16 protein-coding genes and 1 tRNA gene are annotated in these 15,680 nt (G+C 64.2%); 4 read left to right on the top strand and 13 right to left on the bottom strand.

Annotation, left to right across the window (positions count from 1 at the left end):
• Window positions 1-16: 16 nt before the first annotated feature.
• The 4 genes from ACJRPG_RS01160 to ACJRPG_RS01175 all read right to left on the bottom strand — a co-directional run bounded on the left by ACJRPG_RS01160 (window position 17) and on the right by ACJRPG_RS01175 (window position 3,931).
• Window positions 17-93 (bottom strand) — tRNA-Met (locus ACJRPG_RS01160).
• Between the two features lie 74 nt (window positions 94-167).
• Window positions 168-1,106, bottom strand: coding sequence for a tRNA (adenosine(37)-N6)-dimethylallyltransferase MiaA (gene miaA / locus ACJRPG_RS01165; RefSeq protein ID WP_407998206.1), 939 nt, complete (start codon window positions 1,104-1,106; stop codon window positions 168-170).
• A gap of 8 nt (window positions 1,107-1,114) precedes the next feature.
• Window positions 1,115-3,010 carry a DNA mismatch repair endonuclease MutL gene (mutL, locus tag ACJRPG_RS01170; protein WP_407998207.1) on the bottom strand — a complete coding sequence of 632 codons (1,896 nt, stop codon included), beginning with the start codon at window positions 3,008-3,010 and terminating at the stop codon, window positions 1,115-1,117.
• Window positions 3,011-3,031: 21 nt separating this feature from the next.
• Window positions 3,032-3,931: a peptidylprolyl isomerase gene (locus tag ACJRPG_RS01175; protein ID WP_407998208.1), complete on the bottom strand. Its 900-nt coding sequence runs from the start codon at window positions 3,929-3,931 to the stop codon at window positions 3,032-3,034.
• Between the two features lie 116 nt (window positions 3,932-4,047).
• Between ACJRPG_RS01175 and ACJRPG_RS01180 the strand changes: the two genes are divergently transcribed.
• On the top strand, window positions 4,048-4,692 hold the full coding sequence (locus ACJRPG_RS01180; RefSeq protein ID WP_407998209.1) for a VTT domain-containing protein: 645 nt from the start codon (window positions 4,048-4,050) through the stop codon (window positions 4,690-4,692).
• Window positions 4,693-4,777: 85 nt separating this feature from the next.
• On the top strand, window positions 4,778-5,812 hold the full coding sequence (locus ACJRPG_RS01185) for a carbonic anhydrase (protein ID WP_407998210.1): 1,035 nt from the start codon (window positions 4,778-4,780) through the stop codon (window positions 5,810-5,812).
• Here the strand turns inward: ACJRPG_RS01185 and ACJRPG_RS01190 are convergent.
• From ACJRPG_RS01190 to tsaE, 3 genes are read right to left on the bottom strand one after another with little or no spacing between them, the layout of a single operon-like run.
• Window positions 5,796-6,590 carry a D-hexose-6-phosphate mutarotase gene (locus ACJRPG_RS01190; protein ID WP_407998211.1) on the bottom strand — a complete coding sequence of 265 codons (795 nt, stop codon included), beginning with the start codon at window positions 6,588-6,590 and terminating at the stop codon, window positions 5,796-5,798. The genes ACJRPG_RS01185 and ACJRPG_RS01190 overlap by 17 nt on opposite strands.
• Window positions 6,591-6,603: 13 nt before the next feature.
• Window positions 6,604-8,016, bottom strand: coding sequence for an N-acetylmuramoyl-L-alanine amidase (locus ACJRPG_RS01195; RefSeq protein WP_407998212.1), 1,413 nt, complete (start codon window positions 8,014-8,016; stop codon window positions 6,604-6,606).
• Window positions 7,980-8,465, bottom strand: coding sequence for a tRNA (adenosine(37)-N6)-threonylcarbamoyltransferase complex ATPase subunit type 1 TsaE (gene tsaE / locus ACJRPG_RS01200; RefSeq protein ID WP_407998213.1), 486 nt, complete (start codon window positions 8,463-8,465; stop codon window positions 7,980-7,982). The genes ACJRPG_RS01195 and tsaE overlap by 37 nt, the downstream gene beginning before the upstream one ends.
• Window positions 8,466-8,506: 41 nt before the next feature.
• On the opposite strand from tsaE, the gene queG reads away from it, so the two are divergent.
• Window positions 8,507-9,598 (top strand): tRNA epoxyqueuosine(34) reductase QueG, encoded by a 1,092-nt coding sequence (queG, locus tag ACJRPG_RS01205; RefSeq protein WP_407998214.1) that lies wholly within the window; start codon window positions 8,507-8,509, stop codon window positions 9,596-9,598.
• Here the strand turns inward: queG and ACJRPG_RS01210 are convergent.
• From ACJRPG_RS01210 to ACJRPG_RS01235, 6 genes are all read right to left on the bottom strand, one after another.
• The gene (locus ACJRPG_RS01210) at window positions 9,551-10,402 is read right to left on the bottom strand and encodes a CPBP family intramembrane glutamic endopeptidase (RefSeq protein ID WP_407998215.1); all 852 of its coding nucleotides are present in this window, start codon (window positions 10,400-10,402) and stop codon (window positions 9,551-9,553) included. The genes queG and ACJRPG_RS01210 overlap by 48 nt on opposite strands.
• Complete coding sequence (locus ACJRPG_RS01215; protein WP_407998216.1) at window positions 10,399-10,869, bottom strand: MarR family winged helix-turn-helix transcriptional regulator; 471 nt, start codon at window positions 10,867-10,869, stop codon at window positions 10,399-10,401. Before ACJRPG_RS01215 ends, ACJRPG_RS01210 begins: the two co-directional genes overlap by 4 nt.
• 32 nt (window positions 10,870-10,901) lie before the next feature.
• Complete coding sequence (locus tag ACJRPG_RS01220; protein WP_407998217.1) at window positions 10,902-11,276, bottom strand: DUF3052 domain-containing protein; 375 nt, start codon at window positions 11,274-11,276, stop codon at window positions 10,902-10,904.
• Window positions 11,277-11,436: 160 nt separating this feature from the next.
• The gene (locus ACJRPG_RS01225) at window positions 11,437-11,706 is read right to left on the bottom strand and encodes a BrnT family toxin (protein ID WP_407998218.1); all 270 of its coding nucleotides are present in this window, start codon (window positions 11,704-11,706) and stop codon (window positions 11,437-11,439) included.
• A gap of 80 nt (window positions 11,707-11,786) precedes the next feature.
• A complete protein-coding gene (locus ACJRPG_RS01230) occupies window positions 11,787-12,374 on the bottom strand; it encodes a response regulator transcription factor (protein ID WP_407998219.1) in 588 nt (195 codons plus the stop codon).
• A 13-nt stretch (window positions 12,375-12,387) separates the two neighbouring features.
• Entirely contained in the window at window positions 12,388-14,394 is a 2,007-nt protein-coding gene (locus tag ACJRPG_RS01235) for a two-component system sensor histidine kinase NtrB (RefSeq protein WP_407998220.1), read from the bottom strand.
• Between the two features lie 122 nt (window positions 14,395-14,516).
• On the opposite strand from ACJRPG_RS01235, the gene ACJRPG_RS01240 reads away from it, so the two are divergent.
• Window positions 14,517-15,509, top strand: a complete 993-nt coding sequence (locus ACJRPG_RS01240; protein WP_407998221.1) for a TRAP transporter substrate-binding protein — start codon at window positions 14,517-14,519, stop codon at window positions 15,507-15,509.
• The last annotated feature ends 171 nt before the right edge of the window (window positions 15,510-15,680 follow it).

Here is a 15,680-nt window from a genome sequence, read left to right on the forward strand (position 1 = left end):
ACGGCTTCCGAATTCTTGGTGGTGATAGGTGGACTTGAACCACCGACCCTAGCATTATGAATGCTATGCTCTAACCAACTGAGCTATATCACCGCGAGAGGCATTATTATCGTGGATGAAGTGGGGTGTGTCAAGGAACCGCCGCGAATTTTTTTAAGATTTTCGCGTTAATCTTTTTGCATGAGGTCCAGCAGCTGCCGGGTGGCGTCCGGCGCCAGGCAGTCGATCACGATCCGCTCCGGCATGGAGCGCAGCCAGGTGAGCTGGCGCTTGCACAGCTGGCGGGTGGCGATGATGCCGGTTTCGCGCATCGTTGCATGGTCGATTTTGCCATCGAGGTATTCCCACATCTGGCGGTAGCCCACGCAGCGCATCGAGGGCAGGCCCGGATCGAGGTCGCCGCGCGCGCGCAGCGCTTCCACTTCGCGTTGCAGGCCGCCGCCGCTCAGCATGATGTCGAAGCGGCGCGCAATGCGCTCATGCAGCACGGAGCGCTCGGATGGTTCCAGCGCGAAGGACTGCAGCGTGAAAGGCAGTTCTTCTTTCTCGCGCTGCGCCAGCAGTTCGGACATCGGCTTGCCGCTGAGCCGGATGATTTCCAGCGCGCGCTGGATGCGCTGCGCATCGTTCGGCTTCAGGCGCTCCGCCGTCACAGGGTCGAGCTGCGCCAGCCGCGCGTGCAGCGCGGGCCAGCCGAGGCGCATGGCTTCCTCATCGAGTGCCGCGCGCACCTCGGGATCGGCGCCGGGCAGGTCGTCCAGGCCGTCCTGCAGGCCCTTGTAGTACAGCATGGTGCCGCCGACCAGCAGCGGCAATTTGCCGCGCGCGCTGATCTCGCCGACCAGGCGCAGCGTATCGCTGCGGAACTGCGCCACGGAATAGCTGTCCAGCGGGTCGATGATGTCGATCAGGTGGTGCGGCACGGCGGCCAGTTCTTCCTGCGTGGGCTTGGCCGTGCCGATATCCATGCCGCGGTACACCAGAGCGGAATCGACGGAGATGATCTCGGAGGGGATGCGTTCGGCAATCGCCAGCGCCGCCGCCGTTTTGCCGGAGGCGGTCGGCCCCATGATGGCGACCGCCAGCGGACGCTTGGACTGCTTCATCGTGAACCTTACTGGCCGCGCAGGAAGAGCTTGTCCAGCGCGCTGATTTCAACCTGCACCCAGGTCGGGCGGCCGTGGTTGCACTGGTCGGCGCGTTCGGTGCCTTCCATCTGGCGCAGCAGGGCGTTCATTTCCGGCTGGGTGAGGATGCGGTTGGCGCGCACCGCCGTGTGGCAGGCCAGCGTGCCAAGCAGTTCGTTGCGGCGCTCGATCAGCACGCGCGAGCCGCCGTATTCACGCACATCGCGCAGCACGTCGCGCGCCAGGGTCTGTGCATCGGCATTCTTCAGCAGGGCCGGCACCGAGCGTACGGCCAGCGTGGTGGGCGACAGCACGGCGATATCGAAGCCCAGCGTGGCCAGCGTGTCGCCGTGCTCCTGCACCGTGCCCACTTCCACTGCGTCCGCATAGAAGGTGACGGGGATCAGCAGCGCCTGCACCTGCATGTCGGTGCCGTCGATCTGCGCGTCGAGCGCGTTCTTCAGCTGCTCGTACAGGATGCGTTCATGCGCGGCATGCATGTCGACCAGCACCAGGCCTTTGCTGTTCTGGGCCAGGATGTAGATGCCGTGCAGCTGGGCCAGTGCGAAGCCGAGCGGGAATTCTTCCTGCGACATGGCGGAGGAAGAGGCCACATAGGGCGCGGCTTCCGGCATTGCGTATTCGCGGCGGGGCGCGGCTTCCGCATCTGGCGCGGCGGAGAACAGCGCGCCGTAGCGCTCCGTGCTCTGGGCCACGCCGCCGCCATCGCCGCCGCGCGCGAAGGGCGAGGGCGAGAACGTGGACACGTAGTCCGGTTTCAGGATGGAGCCGAAGGAAGTCTGCTGCTGCGGACGCCATATGGGGCCCCCGGCCAGCGTGTCGGCGGCGGGCAGCGGCGAGGGCACGCTGCCGTGCGCCGTGGCCGAGGTTTGCGCGAGGGCGCGCTGCACCGCATGGAACACGAACTGGTGCACGGCGCGGCTGTCGCGGAAGCGCACCTCGATTTTCGAAGGGTGCACGTTCACGTCCACCAGCGCGGGATCGAGGTCGAGCGCCAGCACATAGGACGGATAACGGTCGCCGTGCAGCACGTCTTCGTAGGCGGCGCGCACCGCATGCACCAGCAGCTTGTCGCGCACGAAACGGCCGTTGACGTAGAAGTACTGGCAGTCCGCGCGGCCTTTCGACGCCGTGGGCAGGCCCGCGAAACCATGCAGGCGCAGTACGCCGGAGCCCTCGTCGATCGCCAGCCGTGCCTCGGCGAAGGTGTCGCCCAGGATCTGCGCGCTGCGCTTGGCCATGTCCGTCACCATCCAGTGGTCGACGGTCTTGCCGTTGTGGGACAGCGTAAAGGCTACATCGGGACGCGCCAGCGCAATGCGGCGCACGACCTCGGCGCAGTGGCCGTATTCGGTCTGCTCGGATTTCAGGAACTTGCGGCGGGCCGGCGTATTGAAATACAGGTCGCGCACATCGACCGTGGTGCCTTGCGAGCCGGAGGAGGGCACCACCGTGCCCTGGTGCGAACCTTCCAGTTCCCAGGCGTGCGCTGCATCGGCGGTACGCGAGGTCAGCGTCACAGCGGCAACGGAAGCAATGGAGGCCAGCGCCTCGCCGCGGAAGCCCAGCGTGCCCACGTTCTCCAGGTCATCCAGCGAAGCGATCTTGGAGGTGGCATGGCGCGCGAGCGCCAACGGCATCTGGTCCGGTGGAATGCCCTTGCCGTTGTCGGTAATGCAGATGCGTTTAACGCCGCCTTCTTCCAGCCGCACCGTGACCTGCGTGGCGCCCGCGTCGAGCGCGTTCTCCAGCAGTTCCTTGACCACGGCGGACGGCCGCTCCACCACCTCGCCCGCGGCAATCTGGGAAATCAGCTGGTCGGGCAGGGCCCGGATCGGGCGTGGTGGCGTAGGGGCGTTCATGGGGCAGCATTATAACTTGGCTTACTTGCCTTGCTCCCGCACCGGGATGGTGACGTTGCAAAGATCCACATGGCCGGCGGCGATCTTGGTCCAGGGGCCGCCGCGGTTGCGCTGCGCCTCGGCCACGGCCTTGAAGCTGGCCGAATCGGTGCGCATCACTTCCAGCTTGCTGCGTTCCGCTTCCGGCACGTCCGCCGCCAGGCGGATGGACTTGATCGTCACCATCTTCTCTGGCTTGTCGTAGAAGCCCATCGGCGCCGGACCGCGCGGCAGGGTGGAGAGCAGCGGCATGCCTTCGACCACGCGGCCGACCAAGGTGATATTGCGGTCCAGCTGGCGCGGCGCATTGCCGGTGACGGCATACAGGGCGCCGCCATTGCCGCTGTCGGATTCATTGCTGCGGCCCACGCCCACCATGCCGTAGCAGTGGGTCAGCCAGGCCTGGCCCGATTTCGGGTCGCGCGCGGAGGGGAAGCCGTTCGAGTGGCCAATTTGCGGCGCGTAGCCGTCCTTGTCCGGCAGGCGGGTGAACTGCCTGTCATTTTTCAGGGGGATGCTGAATTCGCCGGGCAGCTTTTCCTTGGCCGATTTCAGCGGTTTCGGGTTCTCCTCGTTCGGGTCGCCCCACTGGGCCACGAAATTGTCCTGCGAGCGCAGGATGGCCAGGCCGTCGAAATAGTTCTCGCGCACCATGGTTTTGATATTCGCCACATGCAGCGGAGCAAAAACCGGCGACAGTTCGATCACGATGCGGCCGCCCGGCACTTCCATATAGAGGGTGTTGTCCGGATCGAGGGCGCGCCACTCGGCCGGCCTGGAGGCCTTGATGACGTCGCTGACGCTCGGCTTCGGGGGCAGTTCAGCGGCATGGGCCAGGGTGCTCAGGACCAGCGCAGCGGGCAGGGCTTTCAAAATTTGCATCCGGGAATCTCCTCTGTGGGCTCAAAGGATTGTAAACTGGAACGTGGGGGTTTTGGAAACCGGGCGAAGGCCGCCCCGCTGGTGTATGATTCCCGCCGCTACCTTTTGGGATTTTTATGGATTTCGTTCAATTGCTGGACATGCTGGTCCACGTCGACAAGGCGCTCGGACAGCTGATTGCGCAGTATGGCACCCTGATCTACGCGGTATTGTTCTTTATCATCTTCGCCGAAACCGGCCTTGTGGTGCTGTTCTTCTTCCCCGGCGATACCTTGCTCTTCATTGCGGGCGCGTTCTGTGCAACCGGCGAGTTGCATCTAGGTCTTCTTATTTTCCTTCTGGTAACAGCGGCCATTCTCGGCAACACCACCAATTACTGGATAGGCGAGGCCATAGGCCAGCGCATGTTCACGCACGACTACCGCTGGATCAACAAGGACGCGCTGCATAAAACCCATAACTTCTTCGAGAAGCACGGCGGCAAAACCATTATCCTGGCCCGCTTCGTACCGGTGGTGCGCACCTTCGCGCCCTTTGTGGCCGGCGTGTCCGACATGACGCTGGTGCGCTTCCAGTTCTATAACGTCACGGGCGCCCTGCTGTGGGTGGTGTCGCTGACCGTGGCCGGTTACTTCTTCGGCAATATCCCCGTGGTGCGCGATCACCTGACCGCCATCGTGCTGTTCGGCGTGGGTGTGGCCGTGGTGCCGGTGCTGCTGGGCGCGGCCTGGAAATTCGGCCGCAAAATGCTGGGACGCTGACCACAGGGTCCCGAACGGGACCCCTCAAGTTTTCCCGCAGCGCAACCGTTAACCGGAGTAATAGCTTCTTCACTCCGGATTTACCATGCGTACGCTGCTTGTCTTCTCTGCCTGCTGTCTCCTTGCCGGGACCGCGAGCGCTAAAGATGCCCCGGCCTCCGCGGCCAAGGGCGCCAGCGCGGCCAGTGAATCGGCTGCTTCCGCTCCGGCGGGCAGCACCGCCACGCTCCCCGTCATCAAAAAGCCGGTCCGCAAGCTCACACCCAAACAGCAGGAAGAGCAGGCGGAGGCTGAACTGTCCGCCAAGATTGCCGAGCGCCTGGCCGAGATGCGCGCCAACCAGGCGGCCCGCATTGCCGCCGCAGCCAAGGCAAAGAAAGAACGCGAAGCGCGCGAAGCCAAGGCCAAACTGGTGGCTGCCACCACGCCGCCGCCGCGCGCGAACGGCACCTACTGGACCTATGAGGGCGAGTTCGGCCCGGCCAACTGGAGCAAGATCAATTCCGACTGGGGCAAGTGCAATGCCGGCACGCGCCAGTCGCCCATCGATATCCGCGACGGCATCAAGGTGGAGCTGGAGCAGATCGCCTTCGACTACCGTCCTTCGGCCTTCAGCGTGACCGACAACGGCCACACGGTGCAGGTGCAGATGGGGGCCGGCAACTACCTGTCGGTAGCGGGCCGCATGTTCGAGCTGCAGAACGTGCACTTCCACCGCCCGGCGGAAGAGCGGGTAAACGGCCGCAGCTACGAAATGGGCATCCACCTGGTGCACAAGGACGTGGAAGGCAAGATCGCCGTGCTGGCGCTGATGCTGGAACGCGGCCGCCCGCAGCCTGCGGTGCAGACCATCTGGAACAACCTGCCGCTGGAGAAGCGCGATACCTTCACGCCTTCCATCGTGCTCGATCCGAACGACCTGCTGCCGGAACGGCGCGACTACTACACCTATATGGGCTCGCTCAGCGAACCGCCTTGCACCGAAGGCGTGCTGTATCTGGTGATGAAGGAAACCGTGCAGGCCTCGCCGGCCCAGTTGGCGCTGTTCAGCCGCCTCTATCCGCTGAACGCGCGCCCGGTGCAGGCCGCGGCCGGCCGCATGATCAAAGAGTCGCAGTAATGGTGTGAAGGCCGGTCCATTCGGCGCCGGCCGCCAGCGGCTTCTTGTCCACCCGGGCAGGCTCGATGCAGACGAAGTGCTGCCATTCGTGGTCTGCCATATCCGTCAGTGCCGCTGCCGCTTCCGCGCCAGGGTTCCACACCACGAATTCCGTAAAGCCCTGCTGCTGCAGGTCCAGTTTGCCGTCGCCGGTATCCAGCGTGAGCGCTGGCGGGGCGGCATAGATATTGTCCAGTTTCGGGCCGAAGTCGATGCGGCCCGAGTCCAGGCCTTCCAGCGCCGTGCGCGTGAAGGAGGGCACTGCATAATAGGTGTGCAGGGCGCAGGCGAAATCCCAGTCTTCCTTGCCGGTGTTGCGCACATTGAAGCGCATCTCGATGGCATTGCCGCGCAGCGTGAAGCGCAGGCGCAGCGCGAAGGCGTGCGGCCAGCCTGCCGCCAGCGCCGGCGGCACATCGGCATCGCCCAGCGCGAATTCGGCCCAGGCATTGCCGTTCTCGCGGCCGCTGTCCACCAGCGTCCAGTGCGACAGGCGGGCCACGCCATGGCGCTGGCCGGTGCCGCGCGTGGAGAATTGGGGGAAGATCACCGGCACGCCGCCGCGGATCGCGGCGCTGCCATCGAGCGGCGACTGGCTGCTCATGAACAGGCGTTCCTTGCCGCCGGCGCTCTTCCACGAAGTGAGGTGGGCGCCATACAGGGTAATGGTGGCTTCGGCGCCATCGGCCGAAGTAATGCGGACGGCGGGCAGGCTGCCCACTGTGACCATCTGGTTCATGCTGTATCCTTGTTCAAGTCAGGCGGTTCTTGGCCAGCGGCGGATTCTTGGCGAAGTAGCGGCGGATGCCCTTGACGATGGCTTCGGCAATCTGGTCCTGGTAGCCATTGTCCAGCAGGCGCGCCTCTTCTTCCGGGTTGGAGATGAAGGCGGTTTCCACCAGGATGGACGGGATGTCCGGCGCTTTCAGCACCACGAAGCCCGCCTGCTCGACGGAGCCCTTGTGCAGCTTGGCGATGCCGCCGATTTCCGTCAGCACGGCCTTGCCGACCTTCATGCTGTCGTTGATCTGCGCGGTGGTGGAAAGATCGAACAGCACGCTGGCCAGGTGCTTGTCGGCGGCTTTGGTATTGGCGCCGCCGATCAGGTCGGCCGTGTTTTCCTTGTTGGCCAGCCAGCGCGCGGCCGAGGAGCTGGCGCCTTTTTCCGACAGCACGAACACCGAGGCGCCGCGTGCGCTCGGCTGCACGAAGGCATCCGCATGGATCGACACGAACAGGTCGGCATCCACCTTGCGCGCCTTCTCCACGCGCTGCGGCAGGGGCACGAAGAAGTCGCCGTCGCGCGTCAGCATCACGCGCATGTTCGGATGCTCTTCGATCTTGAACTTGAGGCGCTTGGCGATGGCCAGCACGATATCTTTTTCGCGGCTGCCTTTCGCACCGATGGCGCCCGGATCTTCCCCGCCATGGCCGGGGTCGAGCGCGATGGTCAGCATGCGCGTGAGCTTCTGGCCAGGGCGTTTCGGTTCCGCGGGCTCCGGCTTCTCCGCCTTCTTCGGTTCCGGCACGGCGGCAATATCCGGGCGCGGCAGGGTTTGCGAAGGCGGCAGGTCCGGTGCGGCGATCTTGTTGTCCGGCAGGGGCAGCGCAGGCCTGGGCGCGGCTTCCTGGCCCACCGGCGTGCCGTCCTTGGCCCATTCGCCTTTTTCGATCATGGCGGCAATCGGGTCGATTTCCTGCGTCGGATACAGGTCGAAGATCAGGCGGTGCTTGTACACGCCTACCGGCGGCAGCGTGAACACCTGCGGCTTGATCTCGGCCTTCAGGTCGAATACCAGGCGCACCACATTGGGCCGGTTCTGGCCCACGCGCACCTGCTGGATATAAGGGTCGTTGGACTGGATCTTGGCCACCAGCGTTTTCAGCGTGGGGTTCAGCTCCAGGCCTTCGATATCGACCACCAGCCGCTCCGGGTCTTTCACGATGAAGTGGGTGGCCTTCAGGTCCGAGTCGTTTTCCAGCGTCACGCGGGTGTAGTCTTCGGCCGGCCATACGCGCACGGCCAGGATCTGTGCGGCGCGCGCGGGCAGGGAAGCGAAGACGGACAGCAGCAGGGTGCCGCCCGCCTTCAGCACGGTGCGGCGGCGGCGGGCGCGCGTGTCGGCGCTCAGGGTGTCGGCTGGAATTGGAGGCGTTGCAGGCATAACTGACCTATAGCGGAGGACGCACGCAATTCTACATCACGTCCGGCCCCTGAAATCGTCAGGAAAATGTCGATATCGGCATCCGGCAGCACCGGTTCGCCCTTTTCCGGCCATTCCACGATGCAGACATTGCGGCCGTTGAAGTCCTCGCGGAAGCCCGCGTCGAGGAATTCCTCCGGGCTGCTCATGCGGTAAAGGTCGTAGTGAATGATGTTGACGGGCTGGCCATCCAGCTCCACCTTGTACGGCTCGGACAGCGTATAGGTTGGGCTTTTGACATTGCCCTTGTGGCCGGCCGACTGGATCAGCGCGCGGGTCAGGGCGGTTTTGCCGGCGCCAAGGTCGCCGTGCAGGTAGATGGTGAGGCCGGGCGCGAGTGCACGCGCCATGGCGGCGCCCAGTGCGCTGGTCGCGTGTTCGTCCGGAAGGTGGGCTGTAAAGTGCTGCATCGAATAAAATGGCTGCCTGAATCCTGTTGATGCCGTGCCCGATGTCCCTGACTCCCTCCCAGCTCGCCGAACTCGCCGATGCCATCAAGGCATGGGGGAAGGAACTCGGCTTCGCGGAAGTGCGTATCGCGGATATCGACCTGTCAGCCGCCGAAGCGGGCTTGCAGGCCTGGCTCGACGCGGGCATGCACGGCGAGATGGATTATATGGCAAGCCACGGCATGAAGCGCGCCCGGCCTGCGGAGCTGGTGCCCGGCACGGTGCGCGTGATCACCGCGCGCATGAATTATTTGCCCCAGTCGCTGGACGAGGACTGGCGCGAACGCGAGCGCGCGCGGCTGGCCGATCCCTCTGCCGCCGTGATCTCGGTGTATGCGCGGGGCCGCGACTACCACAAGGTGCTGCGCGCCCGCCTGCAGCAGCTGGCGGACCGTGTGCGCGCGGCGGCCGGTGAATTCGGCTACCGCGTGTTCACCGACTCGGCGCCGGTGATGGAGCTGCCGCTGGCGGAGAAGTCCGGCCTGGGCTGGCGCGGCAAGCACACGCTGCTGATCAACCGCGGCGCCGGATCGATGTTCTTCATGGGCGAAATCCTGGTGGACCTGCCGCTGCCTGTGGATGAGGCGACGGACGCGCATTGCGGCCAGTGCTCGGCGTGCATCGATGTCTGCCCGACGCAGGCCATCCTCGGCCCCGGCAGGCTGGATGCGCGGCGCTGCATCTCCTACCTGACGATTGAGCTCAAGGGCGCGATTCCCGAAGAACTGCGGCCGCTGATCGGCAACCGTGTGTACGGCTGCGACGACTGCCAGACCGCCTGCCCCTGGAACAAGTTCGCGCAGCGCGCCTCCCTGCCGGATTTCGACGAGCGCCATGGCCTTGCCACGGCAGGCATGATCGAGCTGTTCACGTGGGATGAGGAGGAGTTCAACCGCCGCATGGAGGGCAGCCCGATCCGCCGCATCGGCCACGAACGGTGGCTGCGCAATATCGCGGTCGGCCTTGGCAATGCTGCAGGCATGGGCGCGCGCGGCGATGCGGCCATTATGGCGGCGCTGCAGTCGCGCCGCGATCATCCATCGGACTTAGTGCGCGAGCACGTTGCCTGGGCGCTGGCCTGCCACACGGAATAGTACTAAGGCCGCAGCGCTCCACGCCAGCAGCGTGACGACCGAACCCTCCACGCCGTAAGCGCCGCCGCTCAGCCATTCCGGCCCGGCCGGCGCCACCTGGATCCAGCCGCGCGCCGCATGGCCGGATACCGGCACCGACATCAAGGCGTCGAACAGGTAGTTCCAGGCGAAGTGCATGCCCATCGCGATCCATACGCGGCGCGTGAGCAGGTAGACGCCGAGCAGGCCCGCGCCTGCAGCCGCCGTGGCCAGGATCGCCACCACGCTGATATGTTCGTTCGGCAGGTGGGCGAGGGCGAACAGCAGCACATTCGATACCACGGCAATGCGCAGGCCCCAGCGCTGTTCGACGATGCGGAACAGGATGGCGCGGAACACCAGTTCCTCGAAGGTCGCCACCATGACCTGCTCGGGCAGGGGCTTGAAGATGGCGCGCCAGTCGCCCACGCCCTGCACCTGCAGGGCGCCGCACAGCAGCAGCACGCCCGCCACGCCGATCGCCAGCGCGGCGCCGATGCCGAAGCCCGCACCCAGTTCGCGCAATACGCCGGGGCCGGATGCCTCGGCAGGCGCGCGTTTCTCCACCTTGCGCACATAGAAGTGGTAGCCTGCCATGCAGCCCGCGGCAGCCAGCAGCGTCGGCCACGCTACGCGCATCGGCCTGGGCACGATCTCGGACAGCATCAGCAGCAGCGCCATGGTGCCGATAGAGGCTGCCACGGCCAGCAGGATGCGCACGACGGGATTCGCCAGCAGGCGCTTGCCCAGCGGCGCGCGCTGGATACCAGCAGTAACGGTGCTCATGTGTCCTCCTTGTTCTTTGCTGCGGCCCGGATCCGTTCGCCGAAGGGGCGCTGTTCGAGCGCCGCGATGGCTTCCGCCAGCGCTTCGGACAGGGGGTGGCTCATGTCGGCGTCCAGCGAATCCGCCGCGGCCTTGGTAGCGGCCCAGCAGCGCTTCAGCCTGGGCAGCATTTCCTTGCCGTGATCGCTGAGCCGCACCAGCTTCTGCCGTGCATCCAGCGCGCTGGTTTCGGTCTGCACCAGATCGGCCTTCAGCATCAGGTTCACGGTCTGGGTGGCGGCAGGCTGGGTGATGTGGGATTGTTCGGCGATCTGGCTGATGGTGAGGGCCTTGCCGGAGGCGAGGGCGCGCATCACGGGCGTATAGCGCGGGCGGTAATCGAGGCCTGCCGCGTCGTAGGCGTCGCCGACGGCGCCGTCCAGCAGGTCGATCAGGTGGCGCAGCTGTGTTCCGAGTCCGGGTTTCATGGACCCATGCTAACACAGATTTGCATAAGTGCTTATGTAATTTTGAGGCGGAGCGCCGACCAGTCCTCGTCGATGGCGATCATGGCCACGCTGGTGAGGCCGATGGATTCGCCATATTCGCGGATGGTGTCGCGGTGCAGGCCGGTGTGCAGTTTTGAAGTGCCCTTCACATAAGCCACCCACAGCGCGCCTTTTGGCTCCAGCCGCTCCTTCACCTTCGGCAGCTGCTTCTGCAGTTCCATCTGGCTGTTGGCGAAATAGATGACCAGGTCCGCCATACCTTTCTTCACCAGCTTCTCCGCCGGCAGCTCGGCCACCAGCGCCGCATTGGCCGGCCCATCGTTGATCACGGCGATCGTTTTCGCCTTCTGCACAAACAGTTTGTCGGCAACGGTTTTTTCTGGCATTCGAGAATTCCTCTGGAGGCGTGGGTCGCCCCGCAGGCCATGGGCGGCACGGCTCAAGTATAACGCCACCTCATCTTCGTCATTGGGATCGTAAGGCATCAGCCAGAAATCGTAAGTTTCCCGTTCAGGTGCGGCGGCGACCATCGCTTTGAGCTGTTCATCAGTGAAAATTCTCTTCGATGAATTTTCGGGCGCGGGCCCTGTTGACATACCAGCAGGATATCGCCCGGGCATGGCGCCCTCGTTCTATCCAGATGAGCGCGGCGACTCTGCCTTGATGCAGGAAATAGGTCCGGTAGCGGAGTTCAGAGTGCGGGCCATCATCTACCTCAGCATCGGTCGGCTGCGAAAAGATGTCACCCAAGCTGGCAAAATCGATGCCATGCAAGGCAATATTTCGTCTGCGCTTGGTTTCATCCCAGATGAGCATGCGGACCAGCGTAGCTGGCCGCGCAGGGGGATCAACTCATATTAGGAGCTGGCCTGAGGTGTATCAAGCAGGCGGAACGCCTATTTGAGCAGGCCCGCCAGTTCGACCGCGGTCTTGACCTGCATCTTGTCGAAGATGTGGGCGCGGTGGACCTCGACGGTGCGCATGCTGATGCCCAGTTCATCGGCCACCACCTTGTTCATCTTGCCCGCCAAAATCAAGTCCAGCACTTCGCGCTCACGCGTGGACAGCGTGGCCAGCCGCGCGTGCACGGCGGCCGATGCGGAAGCGTGCCTGGAGGCGGCCAGGCCTTCCTGCACCCGGTCCATCAGGTCGTTGTCGTTGAACGGCTTCTCGAAGAAATCGAAGGCGCCGCGCTTCAGCGTATCCACCGCCATCGGCACGTCGCCGTGGCCGGTGAGGAAAATCACCGGCAGGCGCTGCGCCAGGCCGCGCGCGGCCAGCTGGTCGAACACGGCCACGCCGTTCATCTCCGGCATGCGCACGTCCAGCAGCACGCAGTCGCCGTCCGGATCGAACTTGCCCGCCTCCACATACTGCAGGAACTTGGCGCCGCAGTCATAGCTCGTCGCCGCGATGGCGCGTGAGGAAGCCAGCCACGAAAGCGAGTCGCGCACCACTTCCTCATCATCCACGATATGCAGCATTTTTTCTCCGTCCTCAAGCCTTGCCGTCCGATGCGGGCAGCGTAAATGTGAATATGGTACCGCCTTGTGGATTATCGCGGTGCGTCAGTGTGCCGCCGTGGAACTCGATCGCCGTGCGGCAGATGTTCAGGCCCATGCCCATGCCTTCGGCCTTGGTCGAGAAGAAGGGCGAGAACAGGCGTTCCGCCACGTCGGCCGGAATGCCGTGGCCGCGGTCGATGACGGCAACGGCCACCTGTCCGCTTTCTGCATCCAGCGCCGCTTCGATGCGCAGCACGCGCCGCTCCTGCGACACATTGGCCATCGCTTCGATGGCGTTGCGCGTGAGGTTCAGCAGCACCTGCTCAATCATCGTGCGGTCCGCGCGCACCAGCGGCAGCGTGGCCGGAATGCTGGCCTGCACCGCCACCATGTGCTGGCGCGCCTGCAGGTCGATCAGCGCGCGTATGCTGTCCAGCATGGACTCGACCGACACATCCTGCCGCTCGGATTCGCGCTTCTTCACGAATTCGTGCACGCTGCGGATGATCTGGCCCGCGCGCCGCGCCTGTGCGCCCGCCTGCTCCAGCGCGGGCTTCAGCATGCCGCAGTCCACCGCCTGATCATTGCTGCCCGCGCGGTTCAGCACATTCAGTGCGCCTGTCGTATAGCTGGAGATGGCCGCGAGCGGCTGGTTCAGTTCATGCGCCAGCATCGAGGCGATCTCGCCCATCGTTGCCAGGCGGGCGCTGGTCTGCAGCTTTTCCTGGTGCTCGCGGTTCAGTTCCTCGATGCGCTTGCGGTCGGTGATGTCGAGGATGGAGCCCATCCAGCCGGTGTGGCGGCCTTCGTTGTCTACCAGCGGCGCTTCGAACACCAGCACCGGAATGCGGGTGCCGTCCGGGCGCTGGAAAATGGTTTCGAACTGCGGCGTCACCGTCCCCTGCAGCACATTGGCGAGCCGGTGCTGGTACTCGGTCATCACCTCCGGCGCCCAGTAGGGCATGGGCGGGGAATGGCCTACCAGCTGTTCTTCGGAATAGCCCACCATCTGGCAGAAGGCCGGATTCACATAGGTGATGCGGCCTTCGAGGTCGCGCGCACGCAGGCCGGTAATCAGGGAATTCTCCATCGCCGTGCGGAAGGCCATCTGCTGGCGCAGCGCATTCTCGGCGGCGAGCCGGCGCGAGATGTGGCCCCACAGCGCGAGCAGGCTCCATAAGAGCCCGAGCGACAGCGCAATCACCGAGCCGACCAGCAGGTTGGGCAGCAGTTTCGGTTCGCTCTTCACGCTGTCCGTCATCAGGGTGATGGTGGCGCCCGGCAGGTCCAGCGCGCGCTTGTGCGTATATACCCCGTGGCCGGGGCCGGCGGCGGTGCGGCGCGCCAGCACCTTGTCGTCGCGGTCCAGCAGCGTGATCTGGTTGTCCTGCGCGAACCACCAGGGCACCATCTCTTCCAGGATGCTGCTCAGCTGGAAAGTCGCCACCAGGCTGCCCACGTAGTCGGGTCCGCGGTACATGGGGTAGTGATAGTCCATCGTGATGGCGCCCGGCGTGCCGGCCGGATTCAGGGCGTCGTCGTCGGGCTGGCTGTACACCGGCTTGTGGCTGCGGATGGCCAGGTCGGCGGCGTTCAGCGACTCGCTGGACAGGCCCGCCAGCACCGGCTGCGCGCTGTCGGTGGATGCGGCCACCTTGCCTTGCGGCGTCACCCACATCAGGCGCTTCAGCTCCTGGCCGTTTTTCAGCATGCCGTCCATCAGCGTATGCAGGCGGGCGTCGCTCAACTTTCCGGCCAGGATCTCGTTGGCCAGGCTGTGCACCGCTTCCTCGTGGCGCGACATCTGGAAGCGGATGGTCTGTTCCACCCACAGCGTGTCGGCGATCAGCTGCTCCTGCCGTTCGCTGCTTTCCATCTGGCGCGCCTGCCAGGGCAGCCAGATCAGGATGGCCAGGAAGAACAGCACCAGCACGATAGGCATCAGCCAGCGCAAGGGGGCTGGAATGCGTGGGCGGGCGAGCAGGAGCTTCTGGGTCATCGGCTGAGGGTAGCGATTTTGCCGGCGGGAGATATTGTGGTTTTCCACAGTTGTCCGGAAAAATGCGCATGTTCAAAATGGTATCCTGAGCATAATAATCTAATCAAATCGGGGACACATTCATGAAGCTGAAGGCCGTACTGGCCGCGCTCGCCGCGGCTGCCTGCATTACTTCCAACGCATTTGCGCAAGCCCCCATCGTCATCAAGTTCAGCCATGTGGTCGCGCCGGATACGCCGAAGGGGCAGGCCGCCGAACGTTTCAGGCAGCTGGCCGAGCGCGCCACCAACGGCCGCGTGAAGGTCGAGGTCTATCCGAACAGCCAGCTGTACAAGGACAAGGAAGAACTGGAAGCCCTGCAGCTGGGTGCGGTGCAGATGCTGGCCCCGTCGCTGGCCAAGTTCGGCCCGCTGGGCGTGAAGGAATTCGAAGTCTTCGACCTGCCTTATATCTTTCCCAACAAGACCGCGCTGTACAACGTGACCGAAGGCCCGATCGGCAAGAGCCTGCTGAAGAAGCTGGAGTCGAAGGGCATCACCGGCCTGGCCTACTGGGACAACGGCTTCAAGATCATGTCGGCCAACAAGCCGCTGCGCCTGCCGGCCGACTTCAAGGGCCAGAAGATGCGCATCCAGTCCTCCAAGGTGCTGGACGCCCAGATGCGCGCGCTGGGCGCCAACCCGCAGGTGCTGGCCTTCTCCGAGGTCTACCAGGCGCTGCAGACCGGGGTGGTGGACGGCACCGAGAATCCGCCATCGAATATGTACACCCAGAAGATGCACGAGGTGCAGAAGCATGCCACGGTATCGAACCACGGCTACCTGGGATATGCCGTCATTGTGAACAAGAAGTTCTGGGATGGCTTGCCGTCCGATATCCGCACGGCGCTGGTGGGCGCCATGCGCGAAGCCACCACCTTCGAGAAAACCATCTCCCAGCGCGATAACGATCTTGCCATGGATGCCATGCGCAAAGCCGGCAAAACCCAGTTCTATACCCTGAGCGCCCAGGAGCAGGCGGCATGGCGCAAGGCGCTGCTGCCGGTGCATAAACAGATGGAGGGCCGCATCGGCGCCGAGCTGATCAACGCCATCAACAAGGAAAGCTCGAAGTAGTTACCACAAATTTGCCCGTTTGCGCGCGTTGTTTTACTTCTAAACTAAATTGTCATGTTCCTGTAAAAAAACAGGAGAAATTCGGAAATGGATCAGTTATGATTCGACACGCTCTTAGTTGGTGCAAGAAATAAAGATATGCACCAAAGTAGCAAAGGACATGCAAATTAG

The organism is Pseudoduganella rhizocola, from assembly GCF_045984285.3.
Lineage (GTDB): Bacteria > Pseudomonadota > Gammaproteobacteria > Burkholderiales > Burkholderiaceae_D > Rugamonas.

Coding starts and splice junctions, on each gene's coding strand:
- miaA (WP_407998206.1), bottom strand. CDS start 1,106: ATGAAGCAGTCCAAGCGTCCGCTGGCGGTCGCCATCATGGGGCCGACC.
- mutL (WP_407998207.1), bottom strand. CDS start 3,010: ATGAACGCCCCTACGCCACCACGCCCGATCCGGGCCCTGCCCGACCAG.
- ACJRPG_RS01175 (WP_407998208.1), bottom strand. CDS start 3,931: ATGCAAATTTTGAAAGCCCTGCCCGCTGCGCTGGTCCTGAGCACCCTG.
- ACJRPG_RS01180 (WP_407998209.1), top strand. CDS start 4,048: ATGGATTTCGTTCAATTGCTGGACATGCTGGTCCACGTCGACAAGGCG.
- ACJRPG_RS01185 (WP_407998210.1), top strand. CDS start 4,778: ATGCGTACGCTGCTTGTCTTCTCTGCCTGCTGTCTCCTTGCCGGGACC.
- ACJRPG_RS01190 (WP_407998211.1), bottom strand. CDS start 6,590: ATGAACCAGATGGTCACAGTGGGCAGCCTGCCCGCCGTCCGCATTACT.
- ACJRPG_RS01195 (WP_407998212.1), bottom strand. CDS start 8,016: ATGCCTGCAACGCCTCCAATTCCAGCCGACACCCTGAGCGCCGACACG.
- tsaE (WP_407998213.1), bottom strand. CDS start 8,465: ATGCAGCACTTTACAGCCCACCTTCCGGACGAACACGCGACCAGCGCA.
- queG (WP_407998214.1), top strand. CDS start 8,507: ATGTCCCTGACTCCCTCCCAGCTCGCCGAACTCGCCGATGCCATCAAG.
- ACJRPG_RS01210 (WP_407998215.1), bottom strand. CDS start 10,402: ATGAGCACCGTTACTGCTGGTATCCAGCGCGCGCCGCTGGGCAAGCGC.
- ACJRPG_RS01215 (WP_407998216.1), bottom strand. CDS start 10,869: ATGAAACCCGGACTCGGAACACAGCTGCGCCACCTGATCGACCTGCTG.
- ACJRPG_RS01220 (WP_407998217.1), bottom strand. CDS start 11,276: ATGCCAGAAAAAACCGTTGCCGACAAACTGTTTGTGCAGAAGGCGAAA.
- ACJRPG_RS01225 (WP_407998218.1), bottom strand. CDS start 11,706: ATGCTCATCTGGGATGAAACCAAGCGCAGACGAAATATTGCCTTGCAT.
- ACJRPG_RS01230 (WP_407998219.1), bottom strand. CDS start 12,374: ATGCTGCATATCGTGGATGATGAGGAAGTGGTGCGCGACTCGCTTTCG.
- ACJRPG_RS01235 (WP_407998220.1), bottom strand. CDS start 14,394: ATGACCCAGAAGCTCCTGCTCGCCCGCCCACGCATTCCAGCCCCCTTG.
- ACJRPG_RS01240 (WP_407998221.1), top strand. CDS start 14,517: ATGAAGCTGAAGGCCGTACTGGCCGCGCTCGCCGCGGCTGCCTGCATT.